Origin of the sequence: Natrinema caseinilyticum, from assembly GCF_024227435.1 — an archaeon.
Classification (GTDB): domain Archaea; phylum Halobacteriota; class Halobacteria; order Halobacteriales; family Natrialbaceae; genus Natrinema; species Natrinema caseinilyticum.
On sequence record NZ_CP100445.1, the window covers coordinates 615119 to 630503 of the forward strand.

General features: G+C 57.2%; 17 protein-coding genes. 9 read left to right on the top strand and 8 right to left on the bottom strand.

The features are described from left to right. The first annotated feature begins 45 nt into the window (after positions 1-45). The 4 genes from NJT13_RS02930 to NJT13_RS02945 all read left to right on the top strand — a co-directional run bounded on the left by NJT13_RS02930 (position 46) and on the right by NJT13_RS02945 (position 3415). Positions 46-201, top strand: a complete 156-nt coding sequence (locus NJT13_RS02930; protein WP_254523999.1) for a hypothetical protein — start codon at positions 46-48, stop codon at positions 199-201. Further along, positions 201-2231, top strand: a complete 2031-nt coding sequence (locus NJT13_RS02935; RefSeq protein WP_254524000.1) for an AAA family ATPase — start codon at positions 201-203, stop codon at positions 2229-2231. Before NJT13_RS02930 ends, NJT13_RS02935 begins: the two co-directional genes overlap by 1 nt. 2 nt (positions 2232-2233) lie before the next feature. Next, the gene (locus NJT13_RS02940; protein WP_254524001.1) at positions 2234-2713 is read left to right on the top strand and encodes a hypothetical protein; all 480 of its coding nucleotides are present in this window, start codon (positions 2234-2236) and stop codon (positions 2711-2713) included. A 216-nt stretch (positions 2714-2929) separates the two neighbouring features. Then, positions 2930-3415, top strand: a complete 486-nt coding sequence (locus tag NJT13_RS02945) for a hypothetical protein (protein ID WP_254524002.1) — start codon at positions 2930-2932, stop codon at positions 3413-3415. 178 nt (positions 3416-3593) lie between these two features. Here the strand turns inward: NJT13_RS02945 and NJT13_RS02950 are convergent, their stop codons facing one another. Next, positions 3594-3743 (bottom strand): hypothetical protein, encoded by a 150-nt coding sequence (locus NJT13_RS02950; protein ID WP_254524003.1) that lies wholly within the window; start codon positions 3741-3743, stop codon positions 3594-3596. Positions 3744-3835: 92 nt separating this feature from the next. Here NJT13_RS02950 and NJT13_RS02955 point away from each other — a divergent pair, with 92 nt between their 5' ends. Together NJT13_RS02955 and NJT13_RS02960 are read left to right on the top strand one after the other, a co-directional pair. After that, positions 3836-4546, top strand: coding sequence for a hypothetical protein (locus NJT13_RS02955; RefSeq protein WP_254524004.1), 711 nt, complete (start codon positions 3836-3838; stop codon positions 4544-4546). A 53-nt stretch (positions 4547-4599) separates the two neighbouring features. Further along, complete coding sequence (locus NJT13_RS02960; protein ID WP_254525370.1) at positions 4600-5430, top strand: IS5 family transposase; 831 nt, start codon at positions 4600-4602, stop codon at positions 5428-5430. 311 nt (positions 5431-5741) lie between these two features. Here the strand turns inward: NJT13_RS02960 and NJT13_RS02965 are convergent, their stop codons facing one another. The 3 genes from NJT13_RS02965 to NJT13_RS02975 all read right to left on the bottom strand — a co-directional run bounded on the left by NJT13_RS02965 (position 5742) and on the right by NJT13_RS02975 (position 7440). Further along, complete coding sequence (locus NJT13_RS02965; RefSeq protein WP_254524005.1) at positions 5742-6146, bottom strand: hypothetical protein; 405 nt, start codon at positions 6144-6146, stop codon at positions 5742-5744. Positions 6147-6402: 256 nt separating this feature from the next. Next, positions 6403-6885, bottom strand: coding sequence for a GNAT family N-acetyltransferase (locus NJT13_RS02970; RefSeq protein WP_254524006.1), 483 nt, complete (start codon positions 6883-6885; stop codon positions 6403-6405). A gap of 3 nt (positions 6886-6888) precedes the next feature. Continuing rightward, a complete protein-coding gene (locus tag NJT13_RS02975) occupies positions 6889-7440 on the bottom strand; it encodes a nucleotidyltransferase domain-containing protein (protein WP_254524007.1) in 552 nt (183 codons plus the stop codon). Between the two features lie 174 nt (positions 7441-7614). On the opposite strand from NJT13_RS02975, the gene NJT13_RS02980 reads away from it, so the two are divergent. Beyond that, complete coding sequence (locus NJT13_RS02980; protein WP_254524008.1) at positions 7615-8499, top strand: aldo/keto reductase; 885 nt, start codon at positions 7615-7617, stop codon at positions 8497-8499. A 32-nt stretch (positions 8500-8531) separates the two neighbouring features. Beyond that, positions 8532-9251 carry a class I SAM-dependent methyltransferase gene (locus NJT13_RS02985; protein ID WP_254524009.1) on the top strand — a complete coding sequence of 240 codons (720 nt, stop codon included), beginning with the start codon at positions 8532-8534 and terminating at the stop codon, positions 9249-9251. A 240-nt stretch (positions 9252-9491) separates the two neighbouring features. Here NJT13_RS02985 and NJT13_RS02990 read toward each other — a convergent pair whose 3' ends face one another. Next, positions 9492-9749, bottom strand: a complete 258-nt coding sequence (locus tag NJT13_RS02990) for a hypothetical protein (RefSeq protein WP_254524010.1) — start codon at positions 9747-9749, stop codon at positions 9492-9494. 324 nt (positions 9750-10073) lie between these two features. Between NJT13_RS02990 and NJT13_RS02995 the strand changes: the two genes are divergently transcribed. Continuing rightward, positions 10074-10478 carry a hypothetical protein gene (locus NJT13_RS02995; RefSeq protein WP_254524011.1) on the top strand — a complete coding sequence of 135 codons (405 nt, stop codon included), beginning with the start codon at positions 10074-10076 and terminating at the stop codon, positions 10476-10478. Between the two features lie 74 nt (positions 10479-10552). On the opposite strand, the gene NJT13_RS03000 is transcribed toward NJT13_RS02995, so the two are convergent. The 3 genes from NJT13_RS03000 to NJT13_RS03010 form a co-directional block, all read right to left on the bottom strand. Then, positions 10553-12280, bottom strand: coding sequence for an MFS transporter (locus NJT13_RS03000; protein WP_254524012.1), 1728 nt, complete (start codon positions 12278-12280; stop codon positions 10553-10555). Positions 12281-12610: 330 nt separating this feature from the next. Then, entirely contained in the window at positions 12611-13108 is a 498-nt protein-coding gene (locus NJT13_RS03005; RefSeq protein ID WP_254524013.1) for an acetone carboxylase subunit gamma, read from the bottom strand. Between the two features lie 3 nt (positions 13109-13111). Beyond that, entirely contained in the window at positions 13112-15385 is a 2274-nt protein-coding gene (locus NJT13_RS03010) for a hydantoinase B/oxoprolinase family protein (protein ID WP_254524014.1), read from the bottom strand.

Below are 15385 nucleotides of genomic sequence, written 5' to 3' on the forward strand. Positions count from 1 at the left end.
TTGCTCATTATAAGATATAAGTGAGATCAGCATCTGGTAGTAGTGATGACTGACAGCGGAGACGAAATATCCATTCCAGAGGAAAAACGAAAGCGAATCCGTGAACGAGTACTGGCCGCCGAGAAGGAGAAGCTCAACCTCGATAATCCGATCGGCATCAACGACGAGATCGAGCAGATTATTGAAGAAGAGATCAACTGATGAAACTTCGCCGACTCTCACTCCAGAACTTCAGACAGTTCCGCGACGAGGAGATTGAATTCGCGCGCAGCGAGACGAACAACGTAACCGTAATCCATGGATCGAACGGATCCGGTAAGACCACCCTGCTGAACGCGTTCACCTGGCTACTGTACGAGGACGTCGACTTCGACACACGGCCCGATCGGTTAGCGAGTGAGGGCGCGATGGCCGGCGCAAGTCCGGGCGACAAGGTGTCGGTTTCGGTCACGCTAGAGTTTACCCACGACGGGGCTGAATACACGGCGACTCGGACGGCCATATACGAGAAACAGTCGCCGACGGATTTCGACGGGACGCTAGAAGACGTGACTCTCGCCGTCGAATACGACGATGGCAGCGGACCGACGCAACTGAACAATCCGGGGAACGTCCTTAGTCAGATCATTCCGGAACGGCTAAGCGAGCTGTTCTTCTTCGACGGAGAGGATATCGACGAGTTGGCCGGCATCGACAATCAGGACCGCATTCAGGAGGCGATTCAGAACATCATGGGACTGACCATCCTTGAACGGGCGACGCGACATCTGGATACGGTCGCCGGTCGGTTCGAGTCACAGGTCCAAGAGAGTGCCAGTGAGGAACTCCGGGAGCTGATCGATGAGAAGCAATCGATTGCATCGGACATCAAAGAGCTCGAACGGAAGAAAGAGGACAAAGAACGTGCGATCGATCGCGTTCGAACGGAAATCTCCGACATCGAGCAGAAGCTCGAGCGACTCGACGAGAGCGCTCAACTTCAGGAGAACCGGCGCGAGTACCGTGAGCAGAAGGAAAAACTGGAAGCCGATGTCGAAGAGATCAACAGTCAGATAAAGGCTACCATTACGGAACACGGGTTCATCCCGCTCGCGATGCCATTGATACGGGAAACGGCCGACGAAATCGATCAGCTCAGAGAGGAAGGAGTCATCCCGTCGGAGCTGAGCGACGACTTCCTCGACTCGCTGCTCGAGGCTGAGCGTTGTATCTGTGGTCGCGACCTGGAGCCAGACACGGGACCGTACAGTCAGGTATCCTCGCTCCGCGGCGAGGTTGCCTCGGACGGAGTCGAACAGGGGTCTTTGCGTATCGTCGGTCACCTCCGCCAGTTCTCTGACGGCCACGCTGCCTTCTTCGATGAAGTCGATGCGCTGATCGAGCGTCGGCAGGAAAAACACGAGGAAATCGACGAATTAGTAGAGTTGATCGACGAGATCAGTACGGAACTCCAGGGTCTCGAGGGGACTACCCCCGAAGGAGAATCAATTAGCGACCTCGAAGCCGAGCGCGAGCGGAAAGAAGAAGAGAAAGATCAGCTGATCGGTGACAAGGGGGGAATCGACGAGAAGATTTCGACCCGTGAAGAGGAAATCGAGCAGTTGGAAGACGCAATCTCCGACCAGCGAGACGAGCGCGAAGAGACACGTCTCGCACAGCGTCGCCAGCAAGCGGCCGAACAGGTCAAGGCAGAAATTTCCAGCACGTTCGAGACCCTCAAGGACCGTGTCCGGAATTGGTCGAATCAGGTGGTGAATGAGACCTTCGGTGAAATCGCAAGTAAGGACCTCGAAGCGGAGATTACGGACGACTTCGAACTCAAAATTTGGCAATCAGTCCACGACGATCGCGTCGAAGTGGATAAGTCGACCGGCGAGCGGCAGATAGCCAGCCTCGCATTCGTCGGGAGCCTCGTCAAAATCGCCAGAAAACGGTACGAGGACGATTCCAGCACGGAGTATTTCACCGGCGGTATCTATCCGCTTGTGATGGACTCGCCGTTCGGTGCGCTCGATAAAGACCACCGACGTGAAGTGAGCCGAATCCTTCCGGAACTGGCGACCCAGGTCGTAGTCTTCGCGACCGACTCCCAGTGGGAGGGACCCGTCGAAGAGGAGATGCGTGACATCGCCGGCAAACAGTATTGGCTTGACTTCGACGAGGGAGATGGGGGAGATAGTTCTCCACAGACGCAAATTAAAGCAGACCAAATTGTAACTGCAGGTGATTAAAAATGGGAAAACTTCTCATCGAATACGAACAAGGGGAACTGTACGAGCAACTCGTCGATGAATACGAGGTCTTTGACTACTACTACGAGGTACTGCTGTTTCTAGCCGTCGTTGGCTATCGGGAAGAGGAGGTGAAACGAGAGGACTACAAGGGCGATTCTGACGCCGAGACGAACGGCGAGGCGGGGCTTCAGAACGTCCACTCGCGTGATCTCTTTCACACGGTAGCCGCCTGTCTCGCTTTTCAAGATACCAATGATCCAGAAGCGCTCGTCGACCGAGAGGAGCAGAAACGCGTTATCGCGCAGTACGCTGCCGGTGGACTCGAGTTCGCTGAGCAGGAATTCGGTCAGAACGCAGGTGACCCAACTGACGCGATCGTGAACTACATCAGATCACGGAAAGACGAGGAGGACGACGAAGTTATCGAGGGCGAATTAGGTGCGATTGTCGATAGCTTCGACGATGAGATGATGCTATAATGGTGTTGGGCGAGATGTTCGCTCTCCGAAATAGGAACTCAAAGCGGCGCGGCGACTACGGCTGGATAGGAATCGATGACTGATTCGAAAGCGGACATTCCTGTTCACGACTCGCTGCAGGTCCTCAAGGTAACCGATCTGTATCGAACTGACGACTGGTGGAAAGCAGTCGTCACGTATCAGTTCGACACTGATTCGGACGCCGACGAGACTGCAGTGTACCTCTGGCATCGGGATGACGACTGGACGCGGAAAAACAAGTACGTCGTAAAGACATCGGAGGCTTGGAAAACGGACCGCGAGATAATCGACCAATACATCCGCAGTGATCCGCCATCGGAGGTGACGACAGCGTTCCCGGTGAGTGACTACTACACCGTTGGCGTCGGCGAAACCGTCTTCCAGAACGATGGCTGGTGGAAAGCCATCGTCAATGTCATCGAGAAGGGATCGTACGAGACGAACGAGGTAATGGTCTACCTCTGGCAGAACCAGGAGGGGAGGTGGCGGCGACGCCAGAAATATACGATCAAGAGCGTTTCCGACTGGGAGGAAGAATGTGAAGTCATCGACGAACACCTATCTCTCGACGAGGGGGCCGGCGTAACCGAGAACTCTATTGATCGAGATGACGATATCTCGGCAGAACTGGCTACACTCGGTGACGAAATCGAGGCGCATCTCAGCGAGGAATTCAGATAGAGTAGGACAATCGTCAGTAACTTACTGGCCTATTCACTGTGCAGTATCGAAACCCATAGTAGCCGGTCACCTAGAAGTAGAATAATCGTTTGGAGGGGTGTGAGAAGCTCCGGGTGATGGAGCGGCTTACAAACGGTGTCTCCCGCGCCGCCGCCGTAGTGTGCCTAACCTGCTATGCTCACCTGCTGCCAGTCGTCACGTCGTGGCTCACTCGCCAATCGTACGGAGAATAGGCCGGGTTCGCGGTGCCTGAGCCGATGGCCTCGAAGTTATAGAGGTCCTTAGCGACCATCCCGTTCCCGACGCCGGGCACGGTACCGACGGTCATAATAGGTGTATCACGGCGATACGTCCCTTGGCGCATAACCCGGTTGAAGTATTTTTCAGATTTTTAAATAAGCTCATTACTGTTATACAGTGATGGAGGAACTCTTCAGCGACTGGCGCTATGCAGAGGCCGAATTGCTCAGAACGGACCTCCGCGGGACCGAATACGAGCCCGTCGACGTTGCTGCGGCCGCAGAGCGTGCGAAAGAGGAACTTGGTATTAAAACATCAGACGGGGACAAGTACGTCATTCCTCTGTTCACGATTGACAAGCCAATTCCGACTAACGAGTACGTCCTCTATCGCCCGGAGCAAAGTCATATCGGATGGTATGACAGCGGATTCGGTGTTTCAGGAACTGATCGGTTCACCTCATGCGAGAAATTACAAACGAAAGAAGTCGGTCAGCGGCTCCGATTCTGGCTCCCATCACATCAAGAAGAGCCGGAACTGCCAATCGACGACTCCGAGTTGCCGGCCGAGCAGATTCAGCCGTCTGACCGATTGAGTTCTCAGGAGCAAGCGGCGTTTTTCGATGATTTGAAAGCGTTCGTCCAGTCTGAACGCGAGACGCAACAAGAGTCTAACTGGGCGACATACTCTGAGATGGGACTCGACGTTGCGATCAGTCGAAATCGCGTTTCCGGATCGTTCCTCTTCATCCGAAGGAAGTCCGCGAAAAACGGAGACACAGCCTACGTCTTCCAGATCGAAGTAGACGAAGATGAGGACGAGGACGAGATCAATCTCCGAGATGATGAAGGGCTCTTTGAGGGGAACTTCTGGGCCGTGTTTAGACGCTAGTAATATTGCCTCTATGTCTGGATTTCTAGGAAATGAAGCGAGCACAGGTGGATGTGCACTCCGAACTGGCCCGCTTCACCGGACGATGCGTTGAATTATCTCAAAAAGCTGTCGGAAGCGATCCGAGAAAACCCCTCAGTAAAGGAAAAGATGGCTATGCTGATTGGGTAATCGTGGCGATTCACGGCCTTCGAGAATACCTCGATCACTCCTACCGACAACTGTTAGATGTGCTTCGGGAAATGCCTGCTATTGTCGCTAAACTTGGTCTTTCGCCAGATGAGCTACCGGATTTCACCACCGTTTGTGCTCGAAAGCAAGATCTCAAGATGCCTGTCTGGCGAATGCTGTTGCAGCTGACTGCGGAACTATTCGATACTGGAGAGGTACAGGCAATCGACTCGACTAGTATCGCTCATCGCTCGTCGAGTTACAACTACGCAAAGCGCGTCAGAGGGACGTTTGAGTCGGTCAAAACCACTATTCTTGTAGACTGTTCTACGCGGGCTATTCTCGATGTACACTGCTCGATGAACCTACCACACGACACGCAGATTGCGTGGCAAGTTCTGAAAAGAAATCTCAGTACCGTGGAAACTATCGTCGCTGATAAAGGGTTTGACTGGGACGAACTCCGCCACATGCTGCGAAAAGAGGGAATTAGACCGGTCATCAAGCATCGTGAGTTCTACTCGCTCGATGCAGCACACAATGCTCGGATTGATGATGAAACCTACCATCAACGGTCTATCGCAGAATCGATATTTTTCGCGCTGCGCAAACGTTTCGGTTCAACACTTAAGTCAAGACCGTGGTTTGGACAGTTCCGAGAACTCATCCTTAAGGCCGCCGTGAGAAACATCGAACAATCTCTCAGGGCCTAACTCAGATGATATCGACCGTCTAAACAAGACCCAAGGCGCGTATCTTGCGTATGCTTCACTGATGATAGCGGCGCCCCTCGACAAAGACAGATTTCTGTCCCACGTGATCACACGAGTAAGCGCCAGACCCTATACCACGTGTGAAGGTTCGGCAGATTGTCGCACTGAACTCATCCTCTGAGTCGGTCGCACCGCTTCTGACAAGAACTGGACAGCTCATGTACTGTGTGCTGAACTCAGGGCGTATATTGGCCACACGATCTTCCAAATTTCGGTGTTACGTACAGGTGAGAAGTGTATCGGTTCACCGATCAGGAGCGGTCAATATCCCGGTTTCGGTTGGAGAGTGCGCTGAGCGCGATAAGAAGGTAACCCAATCCGAAGCAACGGATCACCGTAACCAGTCCCTCGTTCCACTCTATCGTCTCCGGTCGTTCGTAGGCGTAATTCTCGCTCAATTTGAGTGCCTGCTTCGGAATGAAGAGTGCGACAGCTCCCGCAATTCCCAGAACGTACATTGATGCAGTGTATGCTCTTCCCCCAGCAATGCTGACGAGTAGGAAGACGATCCCTTCTGCTCTGATTGCAGGAGTAAACCAGGGTTTCGCGTTGACCTCGTCAGGGTTCTTGAGAGCAAATTGCTCATAGAGGTAGCGAATCTTCGCTGGAAACACCGCGATGATGACTCCGATGAGGCCCATAATTGTTCTATACATGTGAAAATAGTACGCCTCGCACTGTTTTAAACTGCGGTTCTATTGAAACCTGCCGAACTCGAACACTTGAGAGCGGTCAAATGCACAATAGGCAGGTTCACTGAGCAGGCGGTTCACCGTTTTAAGCGTGAAACAAACGTCCCCGCCGTGCTGAACTCACCCTCCGAGTGTAGCACGTTATTTCTGTCAAGAATGCGGATTTCTCCACAGCTAACCGAGGGAGTGGACTCACAAGTCGAGACGTGAAGCACACCGCTCAGAGTGGTCGAGCAACCATTTCTCCCCAGTGTTCGAATCCATATCGATCGTAGAAGGCCTGCGCACGATCGTTCTCTTGATCGACGTCGAGGACGATGCGGTCTAATGGAAGATTCTGCTCCTCAGCGATGGTGATAACAGTGTCCATAAGTTCAGTTGCGACTGTTGTTCCACGGTGTGACTTTTTGATGAACAGTTCATTGAGTACTGCAGCGTCCCAGATCATGGCGAGTCGTTCCGGGAGGACAAACGCGTAGCCGACCACCTCGCCATCGACCTCAGCGAGAACGATGCAGTCTTCGTTATTTACACAGTCGGCAGCCCACTGGAGATATCGATCCCGGTATGTCCCGTCGAGCTTTGTTCGATATGTACTCTCCTTTTCTGCTCCCCCAGTGTTGCTCCCAAGCTCAAGTTCGAACTGCTTTTTCAGGTTCCAGAGCTCTTCACTGTCTTCGTGAGGATCGTATCTTCGTATCACATTTTATAAGTTTTTTGTGTTCACTAATATGGCACGGTATTCCTGACGGTGGATGGGTCTCTCATTAGCATCACCGTGCAGCACCATTTTGCAGACGGTATCGAACTCGTCCGTTCGATGGACGGCGATTCCGTCGCGGAGGATTTCCCGTAGTTCGTCCGCGTCGTTCGAAACGGCTTGCAGGCTCTCGAAGTCGGTCTCGAAAGCGTAGCGGTCGCCGTCGAACGCGTCCTCTTCGAGGGATTGCCTGGCGCGGTTCGCCCGCCGCTGATTTCCCGTCCTGTCCTCACGCACCAGCACCCAGAGGTCGATATCGCTGTGGCGGTCGGCCTCACCGTGGCCGACGCTCCCATAGAGGACAACGGCAAGGACACCATCGAGTTCGTCCAGCAACGTCTCCGTCGCAGCCTTTACTGGAGCGTGGAACTCCGACTGCGGAATTTCGAGATAGGGCTCGTCTGGGCGGGTCAACCGGTCGCGGTTGATCTGCACAAGCCGACGCGATCCGTCGCGTTTCTCAACGACGAGATTGTTGTTGGAGAGGGCATCGATCATCTTGTAATATCGCTACTTGAGTTTTCGATCGACGGAGGGTGATCGGTGCACCGATGACCGCGAACTCCGGTTCACGGATGAGGGCGAAGCGGTCCTCAGCAAGAAACGCGACGCGAACGAACTCGTTGGGACGGCGGGAGGCAGATTTATGCACGCCGATGCTGACGGCCGCGTATGGAGACGCGTCCGCTGGGCGAAACCGGCCATGACAGCACCGTGATGACCTTCGGCGCGATCGCGCTCAACTGGCTCGAGCAAGACGGCGCCGACCAGCTGGTCGAACTCGTACTCGACCACGGCGTTAACCACTTCGATGTCGCCCCGACGTACGGTGACGCGGAACTCAAGCTGGGTCCCAAACTCCGCCAACACCGCGCGGAGATCTTTCTCGGCTGCAAGACTCAGAAGCGCGAGTACGAGGGAGCAAAGCGAAAGCTCGAGCAGTCACTCACCCGCCTCGGTGTCGACCGGATCGACCTCTATCAGATCCACGGCCTCGAGTACGAACACGAATTGGAAACGATCACGGGCGAGGGCGGCGCCCTCGAGGCCCTCCGCGAGGCTCAATCGGAGGGACTCGTCGACCACATCGGGCTGACCAGCCACGGCGATCCCCAGCTCATCCTCGACGCCCTCGACCGCATCGACGACCTGGCGACCGTGATGTTTCCACTGAATCCAGTCGTTGCCGGCAAGGATGATGACGAGTACGACTACGAGGCCGTATTCGAACGGGCGGACGAGCTGGACGTGGGGACGCTCGGCATCAAAGCCTTCGCGAAGGGACCGTGGCCCTCGACCGACGAACTGCCCGAGCGTGACCGCCCGTACGCGAACTGGTACGAACCGGTCGACACGCCCGACGAGATCCGGGAGCGGTTCGACTTCGCGGCCGCACAGGGGCTCACGAGCGTCGTCAGTCCAGGCGACCCCAAGCTCGTTGCGATGGTACTCGACGCAGCCGACCGCTACGACGGGATGTCCGAAGAAGCCCAGCGGTCGCTCATCGAGCGGCTGCGCCACGAGCAAAGTCCCGTTCCCGAGCAACTGCACCACTGACCCGACGAGGGTACAGCGCCGCGAAATCACCGATGGACGTCCCCACGACGGTTACAACTGCGCTCGCAGACCGTCCCGTGACCGGGCGGGTTTGCCTCGAAGCCGGCGCAGGCGTTGGCAACACGACCGCCGGGCTGCTCAAGGCTGGTGCAAGCCGCGTCTATGCTGTCACAGATGACGGTGAACACGCGAACGCCGTTTACGAGCGAGTCGACAGTGGTGACGCCGACCGGACCGCCGTTCTGAAGGCAGACCTTCGACGCCTCCCGCTGGCTATCGATTCCGTAGATCTCATCACCGCTCACGGTCTGTTCAACGTGCTTCCGCCACCGTGGCTCGAGTCGGTCGCGGCGGAGCTAACGCGCGTCGCTACTCCGGGCTGCCATCTCGTCATCGACGACTACGAACCGCTTCCTGACGACGCAGCTGTGCGCGAACTCTTCGCGCTCGAGAACGCCGCGACCGAACTGGCCGAAGGGCGGCCCGCGCTAACGTTCTATCCGGCAACGGTGCTTCGCCGACTATTCGTCGGCTATGGGTGGGAGTTCGACCGGCAACGGACCTTGCTGGACCCGGTTCCGTGGACCACGGGCCACATCGAGGCACACGCTGAGGTAGCGCAGACTGCAGCGTCCGAGGTGTCGGGCGAACTGGGGGCGTCTCTGATGACAGCGGCCGAGCGCCTCGCGACGGAAATCGGTGCGGAATCAGTCGGTCAGATGTACAGCGTCGCATTGCAGTTGCCCGCCTGACTCGAGCCATCACGTCAACAGATGTCGACTGGTACATCAGTGACAAACGATACCGGCTCACGGACGAAACCGAAGCGTTCCGCTCGCACTTGAACTGGTCGGGAACGGTGAAAATACTGCTACTCACTCATGCTCATCACGACGAGTCTCGGGTTTCCACCTCCAGCGTCCGATGGACGGATCGTCCGGCTCAGGAGATGGTTTCGTTTCGCTCCCGTCCTAGGCTCGTGGCTGTTGCGATTATTTTCCGAGTATATGCGTGACTTTGGAGAGGTCTGCAACTTCGTTCCGCCACAGCCGAAATCGCTGAATGTCTCGACCGGACAGGTCATTGAGGTTGTCGATTCCCGCTTCGTCGCACCAGTCGAGGAAGTGGTTCGTATGGTAGCGGTGATTTCGGACCGTGGCTTTGGTACAATTCGTCGCCTTGTGATCAAGGAAGAGTTCTTGCGCTGTCGTCGGATCAAGCGGTTCGAGATCGGTTTTGTCCGTGGTCATGATTGTCACAGATGCCCGTTAGAAGACGTCTCGCGCGCGATCCTGGGGCGGAAGAGTTCGTACGTATCACGCCCCTTACCTGCCCCAACCCACTCGCTTACTTCGTTCGCGTGAACCCACAGACGGAGTAGGGTCGGTTATAGGCAGAACCAGTGTCGATGAACTGGATTCGATCACGTCCCCCGCCGGGGATCGTCGCCGTTGTATCGAACGCTTATTTCGTCGCCTTCACTTGCAGAAGTGCTGTTGGATATCGGCTTTGCACGTTCCGGAGCGTGTCAATCCACCAGTGGGTCTTTGTGACGGTGACTCCCACTACATGATATGGCTGAAGACTCGGAGAGCCCATCCGTATCGACGACTCCGGCCATCTACGGGCTGGTTGCCGGCCTTCTCCATGCAGGTGTCGCTGCCCTTCTCTGGGATTACTTCCGGTATGGTGTTCTCTGGGACGTTTCTTTCACAGGAGTCTACATTACGGCCGGGATATTTGCCCTCGGATTCGTTCCAGTTCTGTCCTCCACGAGGCAGAAGTCCATCTCGCCCGTTCTCCTGGTCAGTATATTACTACTCGCCTCGGTCTACAGCGAGTGGCAGGGGTACTTCAGTCCCCGGTTCGGTGGACCGGGACCGTTCGGTTGGTATATCCTTCTCTGGGTCGGTGTGGTACTCCTTGCGGGTCTGGCAGGCGACCTCGAGGTCACACTCAAACAACGAGAGGCTACCTGAGACCGCTCGAACCGCTCTGAGCCACTCGGGAGGATGACTGCTGGCATCCGAGGTGTCCGATTCGGTGTTTTCCGTTAGTCCTCCGCTGTCTCAGAAGTCTTACCTGTCGAACCTTCGGACGCTTCGGTGCGGTCGGTTCGGTCGTCGTCTCCCGGTATCTGCCGTGGCAAGAACGTCGAGGCGATGAGCAAGAACAACACGAGCAGTACGAGGAGGGCCAGCCCCGCCCGTTGAGCGTCGAACATTGCAGCTTCGAAGATATTCTCGAGCAGTTGTCGTTCCGTCGGAGTGAGTTGGTTCAGGAACTGTTGTTGAGCGGCTTCGGTCGCCGTCTCTGTCGCATCTTCGAGAGCTATCACCAGATCATTTCGTTGCTCCGCAGAAACGGTCACGCGTTCCGCTCGGAGCACTCCATCGACGACGCTACCGTAGAACTGTCCGAGGAAAAACGAACCAACGATTGCTGTCCCCAGGGAATATCCGATCGAATAGCTTACGTTCAGGACACCGGATGCCTCGGCGGAGTCCGCGGTCGGGACGGCCGACATCGTCATATTGGTGATCTGTCCCAGTATAAGTCCGACACCGGCTCCAACGATCCCTACTGGGATAGCCATCTCGCCGATCGTCTGACTGGGGCCTGTCTGCTCGTACAACAATACCAGTCCAAGGCCCATACACACGATGCCGACCTGGATAAGCGTCTTCGGTGAGATGTACTTCCGCCAGCCGGTCGTAAACGTCGACAAAAGGATCGACGCGAGAGAATACGGTACCAACGCGAGCCCGGTTTCGAAGGCGGTGTACCCGAGCACTGCCTGGACGTAGACCGGGAAGATGAAAAAGAAACCAGCCGAGATTATCGAGCGAAGATTGTACGTGATAACGCCGGATAGAAAAGGGCGGTTCGTCAGTACACGCAGCGGAACGAGCGGTGACTTCCCGGCACGCTGCAGTCGCCGTTCGTACTGAACGAACGCGGCGAACGCGAGCAATCCGACCCCGAGAAACCAGATCGCCGGCGACGTCCCGAGCGGATTGAACTGCACCCCGCCGACGAGGAACGGCCGCCGTTCGACTATCCACCCGTACTTCCCACTGAGAAGGAATCCGGTGACGAGCGACGTCGAACCGACGATGGACAGAACCGTCCCGCCTCTATCCGGCGAACTGCGTGTTTCTGACAGCGGTTTCGGACTCACGTACCGAACGAAGAAGAGAATAACCCCTACACCGACGAGTTGGAGCGCAAACCCCCACCGCCAACTCGCGTACGTGGTGAGTGCGCCACCGATAATCGGCCCGAGCGTTCCTCCGATCCCGCTCACGCCAGCCAACAGTCCGAACGCCTTCGCCCGGTCATCGCCCTCGTAACTGACTCGCAATTCGGTGTGTGTCAGGGGAAATATCACGGCGGCCGCGGAGCCCTCGATGAACGACCAGCCGAGATAGAGGATCGTCGTATTCCAGCTGATCGCCGCCACCAGCGTCCCACCGGCGTAGACGATCAGTGCGACTGCCATCACGCGTCTCCGACTGTACCGAGACGGCAGCGTCCCGGCCGGGAGAACAAGCGCAGCTATCACCAGCGAGTAGAGTGCAACCGCCCCTTGGATCACGGTGACCGAGGTATCGAACTCGTTCACCATCGTGGGGATCGCCACGTTCATCAGGGATGCGTTGATGACCACGAGGAACGTCGTCAGACTCACGGCGATTGCCGGGCCCCAGTATTGTACTCCCTCCGTTACGTCGGTAGAGAGACGAGTGCTCCCGTTGGAAGTAGACTCATCTGGGGACATACAGTAGTCTAACGCTTTTGCCCCACAAATAGCACGTGGACCTACTGAGGCACCGAGAGTTGAAGAGACTGCCCAGTCCTTCGGGGCGGGGAGGCTGTCAGTTCGGTTCGTCAGCGACCGATGGACGCCGCCGTTCGTCGAGGTCGGCGTAACTGCGGGTCTCGTCACCGTCGTCGAACTGGAGCGCCGTCCCGCTCGAGATCACGGGTCAGGCTGGATTCGAAACACCCCTTCAGGGAGGACGGTTGATTGGCGCTGTCTGGGATGGTCGTCGTGCGAAATAGTACGTTGGATCGAATCGATGGTCGCGTGCGTACGATTACTGACCGCTTACTGTTTGTCCGGCGCGTTCCGTCCCAACCAGTCCTCGTAGAAGTCGTCGATGTACGGCCTGAAGTCGAAGATAATCGGGTAACCCGGCGGAACCGCTTCGACTTCGAGTTGCGTTTTACAGCCCGGACAGAAGTACTCGCGGAGGACCATCCACTCGGGATCCGAGTGCATGGCCTCCGGATAGATCTCCTGGAGATCCTCGCGACTGTCCCTGACGTTGATGAGTGCCTCGTGCTTCCAGTTCTCTCGATAATCTCCGAACTCGTGGCCGCAATCACACTTCGTGATCCGCTCGCTTCCGTTGTTGACCACGTAGAGGTGATCGGTCAGCGGGAGCAAGATCGTGTCGTCCCACTCCGCTCGTTCCTGGAGGATCTCCCGGTACGTGTCGAAGCGGTCCGAGTCCTTGTACGCACTCATCATATCCTTCGCGTCGTCGAAGGGGATGGTGCCGTCAATGAGCGATTCGATTCGTTCTCGTGAGTACTCTGGCATTGGTTAGTCCTCCGTTTCGAACGTAAAGTCGGCAGGCAGGTCCCAGAACGAGCGGAAGTGGTCGTCCCACTCCTCGCTCAGTTCGAGACTCTCGTTGTAGCTCCGTTTCACGACGGGGATGAAGTTCCCCTCGACGACGTCTTCTCGGCGTTGTTCCATCCACTCGTCGACCGGCATCGCTTCCTCGCCCCGTTGCTCGCGGATGCGCTCCCGTTTCGTTGCCGTTTCCTCCGGATCGACTTCGTACGCACCGTCACCGACCTCCGTCACGTGAGCACCGTAGACGCGCTCGGCATACTCCGGGTGGACGTGTTCGTCGTTGAGGTCCGCCTCGATGAGTTCGATGTCCCGCTCGAGTGGGTCGCCGAGACCGGCGCCGCCCCGGTTGACGCTGAGGTACAGGTCGCGTTCGTCGTACTCTTCGAGGAGCGAGGTCCCTCGTTCCTCGAACTGACGGTCGTCGCCGTCGACGTAGTCGAACATCTGGGAGTCTTCGGGCGTCCCGTCTCGAATCGGGTACTTGTCGCGGTTCTCGATCCGTTCGTCCATGTCGTTGTCTCTGACGTTGTGAATGTAGCCCGTCGAGGACGGGTAGCCGCCGAACATGCCGGGACTGTTGAACGCCAGCGCGTTCCCGTTGTTCTGCAAGTAGAGTTCGTCGGTTCCCCAGGCCATTCGGACCGATTCGAAGGCGGACCCGCCGCGGTACTTGCCCATCCCCGCGCTGTTTGGCTTGAGCCGCCGACCGAGATACAGCGCGGGTTCGAGTAGTTCCCACACTTCGACCTCGCCGAGGTCCGCTTCGGGGTTCCACATCGCGTACGCGGCATCGAAGCCGTCGGTGAAACCGCGAGCGCCGAACCCTTGACTCGACAGTTCGAAGTTCAGCGTCGCGAACGGTTCGCCGAACATGTCGGTGCCCTCCCCCTGGAAGTAGTTGGCGGTATCGCCGTAGCTCGAGGCCATCTCTTCGATGTAGCCCCTGGCGTTGAACGATCGCGTTAGCGACCGGATCATCCCCGAGAGCGACGGCCGGAGGAAGTGCCACGCATCGGCCGTCGCCGCTCGGACGGTGTCCGGATTACACCACGCCCCCTCCGGAGCCGACGTCTCCGTGGCGTAGTAGGCGCCGTCGTTGATCTTATCGTTCGGAATGATCGTCTGGGTCAGTAACACCCAGATCGCACCCTGGAGCGCGCTCGGCGTGCAGTTGAAGACGTGTTCGCCCTGGGCGTCCGCGCCGTCGAAATCGAGTTCGAACGAGCCGTCCGATTCGATGTTGACCTCCAGGGGCGCGTGCATCATGTCGTCGTTGGCGGACCGTTTCGGCAGGCCCTGTTCGCCCTCGAGCGGGACGTCGGTGAACGTCGGCGCCCGGTAGCGACCGGGGACGGTGAGTTCCCTGATTCGCTGTTTGAAGTCCCGACGGCCGTCCTCGATGACCTCTCGCACGAATCGCTTGTAGGTGTCGACGCCCTCCTCCTCGATCAGGCTGTGGACGGCGTCGCGAACCATGTGACACCCGGCGAGCCGGCAGCGCTCGTCGAGTTTCCAGAGTTCGGGCGTTCGCACGCCCATCTCGGCGCGTTTCTCGTAATCGGCGTCCAGGCGATCGTTCTCGCCGATCTTCATCGCCGGAATGTCGAAGCCGTCGTCGTACCTCGACGTCGGCCCGACCGGGTCACCGCCGGGCGACGACGCACCGATGTCGACCTCGTGCGTTACGCCGCCCGCCCACGCGACGAGTTCCCCCTCCCAGAAGATGGGGACGATAGTCTGAACGTCGGTGTTGTGGACGTCGCCGATGTGCGGATCGTTGTTACAGAAGATGTCACCCGGTTCGATGCCCGGATTCGTTTCGTAATCCTGGCGGATCATCCACTTTATCGCGTCGCTGGTCGTGTGGACGTGGACGATAATGCCCGTCGACAGCGCGACGCTATCGCCTTCGGGTGTGTACAGCATGAAACTCAGTTCCCCGATCTCCTTTACGATGGGGCTCGCGGAGATGTTCAGCGCCGTCTCGCGGGCGTTGACCAGTCCGCCTCGAAGCTGTGAGAAGATTTTCTCGTATTCGATAGGCGTCTCCGATTTGAGTTCCAGTTCGTCGATACCGTAGCAGTGGCCGGTCTCCTCGTACTGCCGTTCGGCCGTTTCGAGCATCTCTTTGATCGACTGTCCGTTCCAGCCGATTCCCTCGTCCGTTCCGGTCTTCTCGGAGAGTCGTTCCTGTTCGGCTCGCACGCGGTCGGTGAGGTTGTCTTGTTCTGAAGCCAT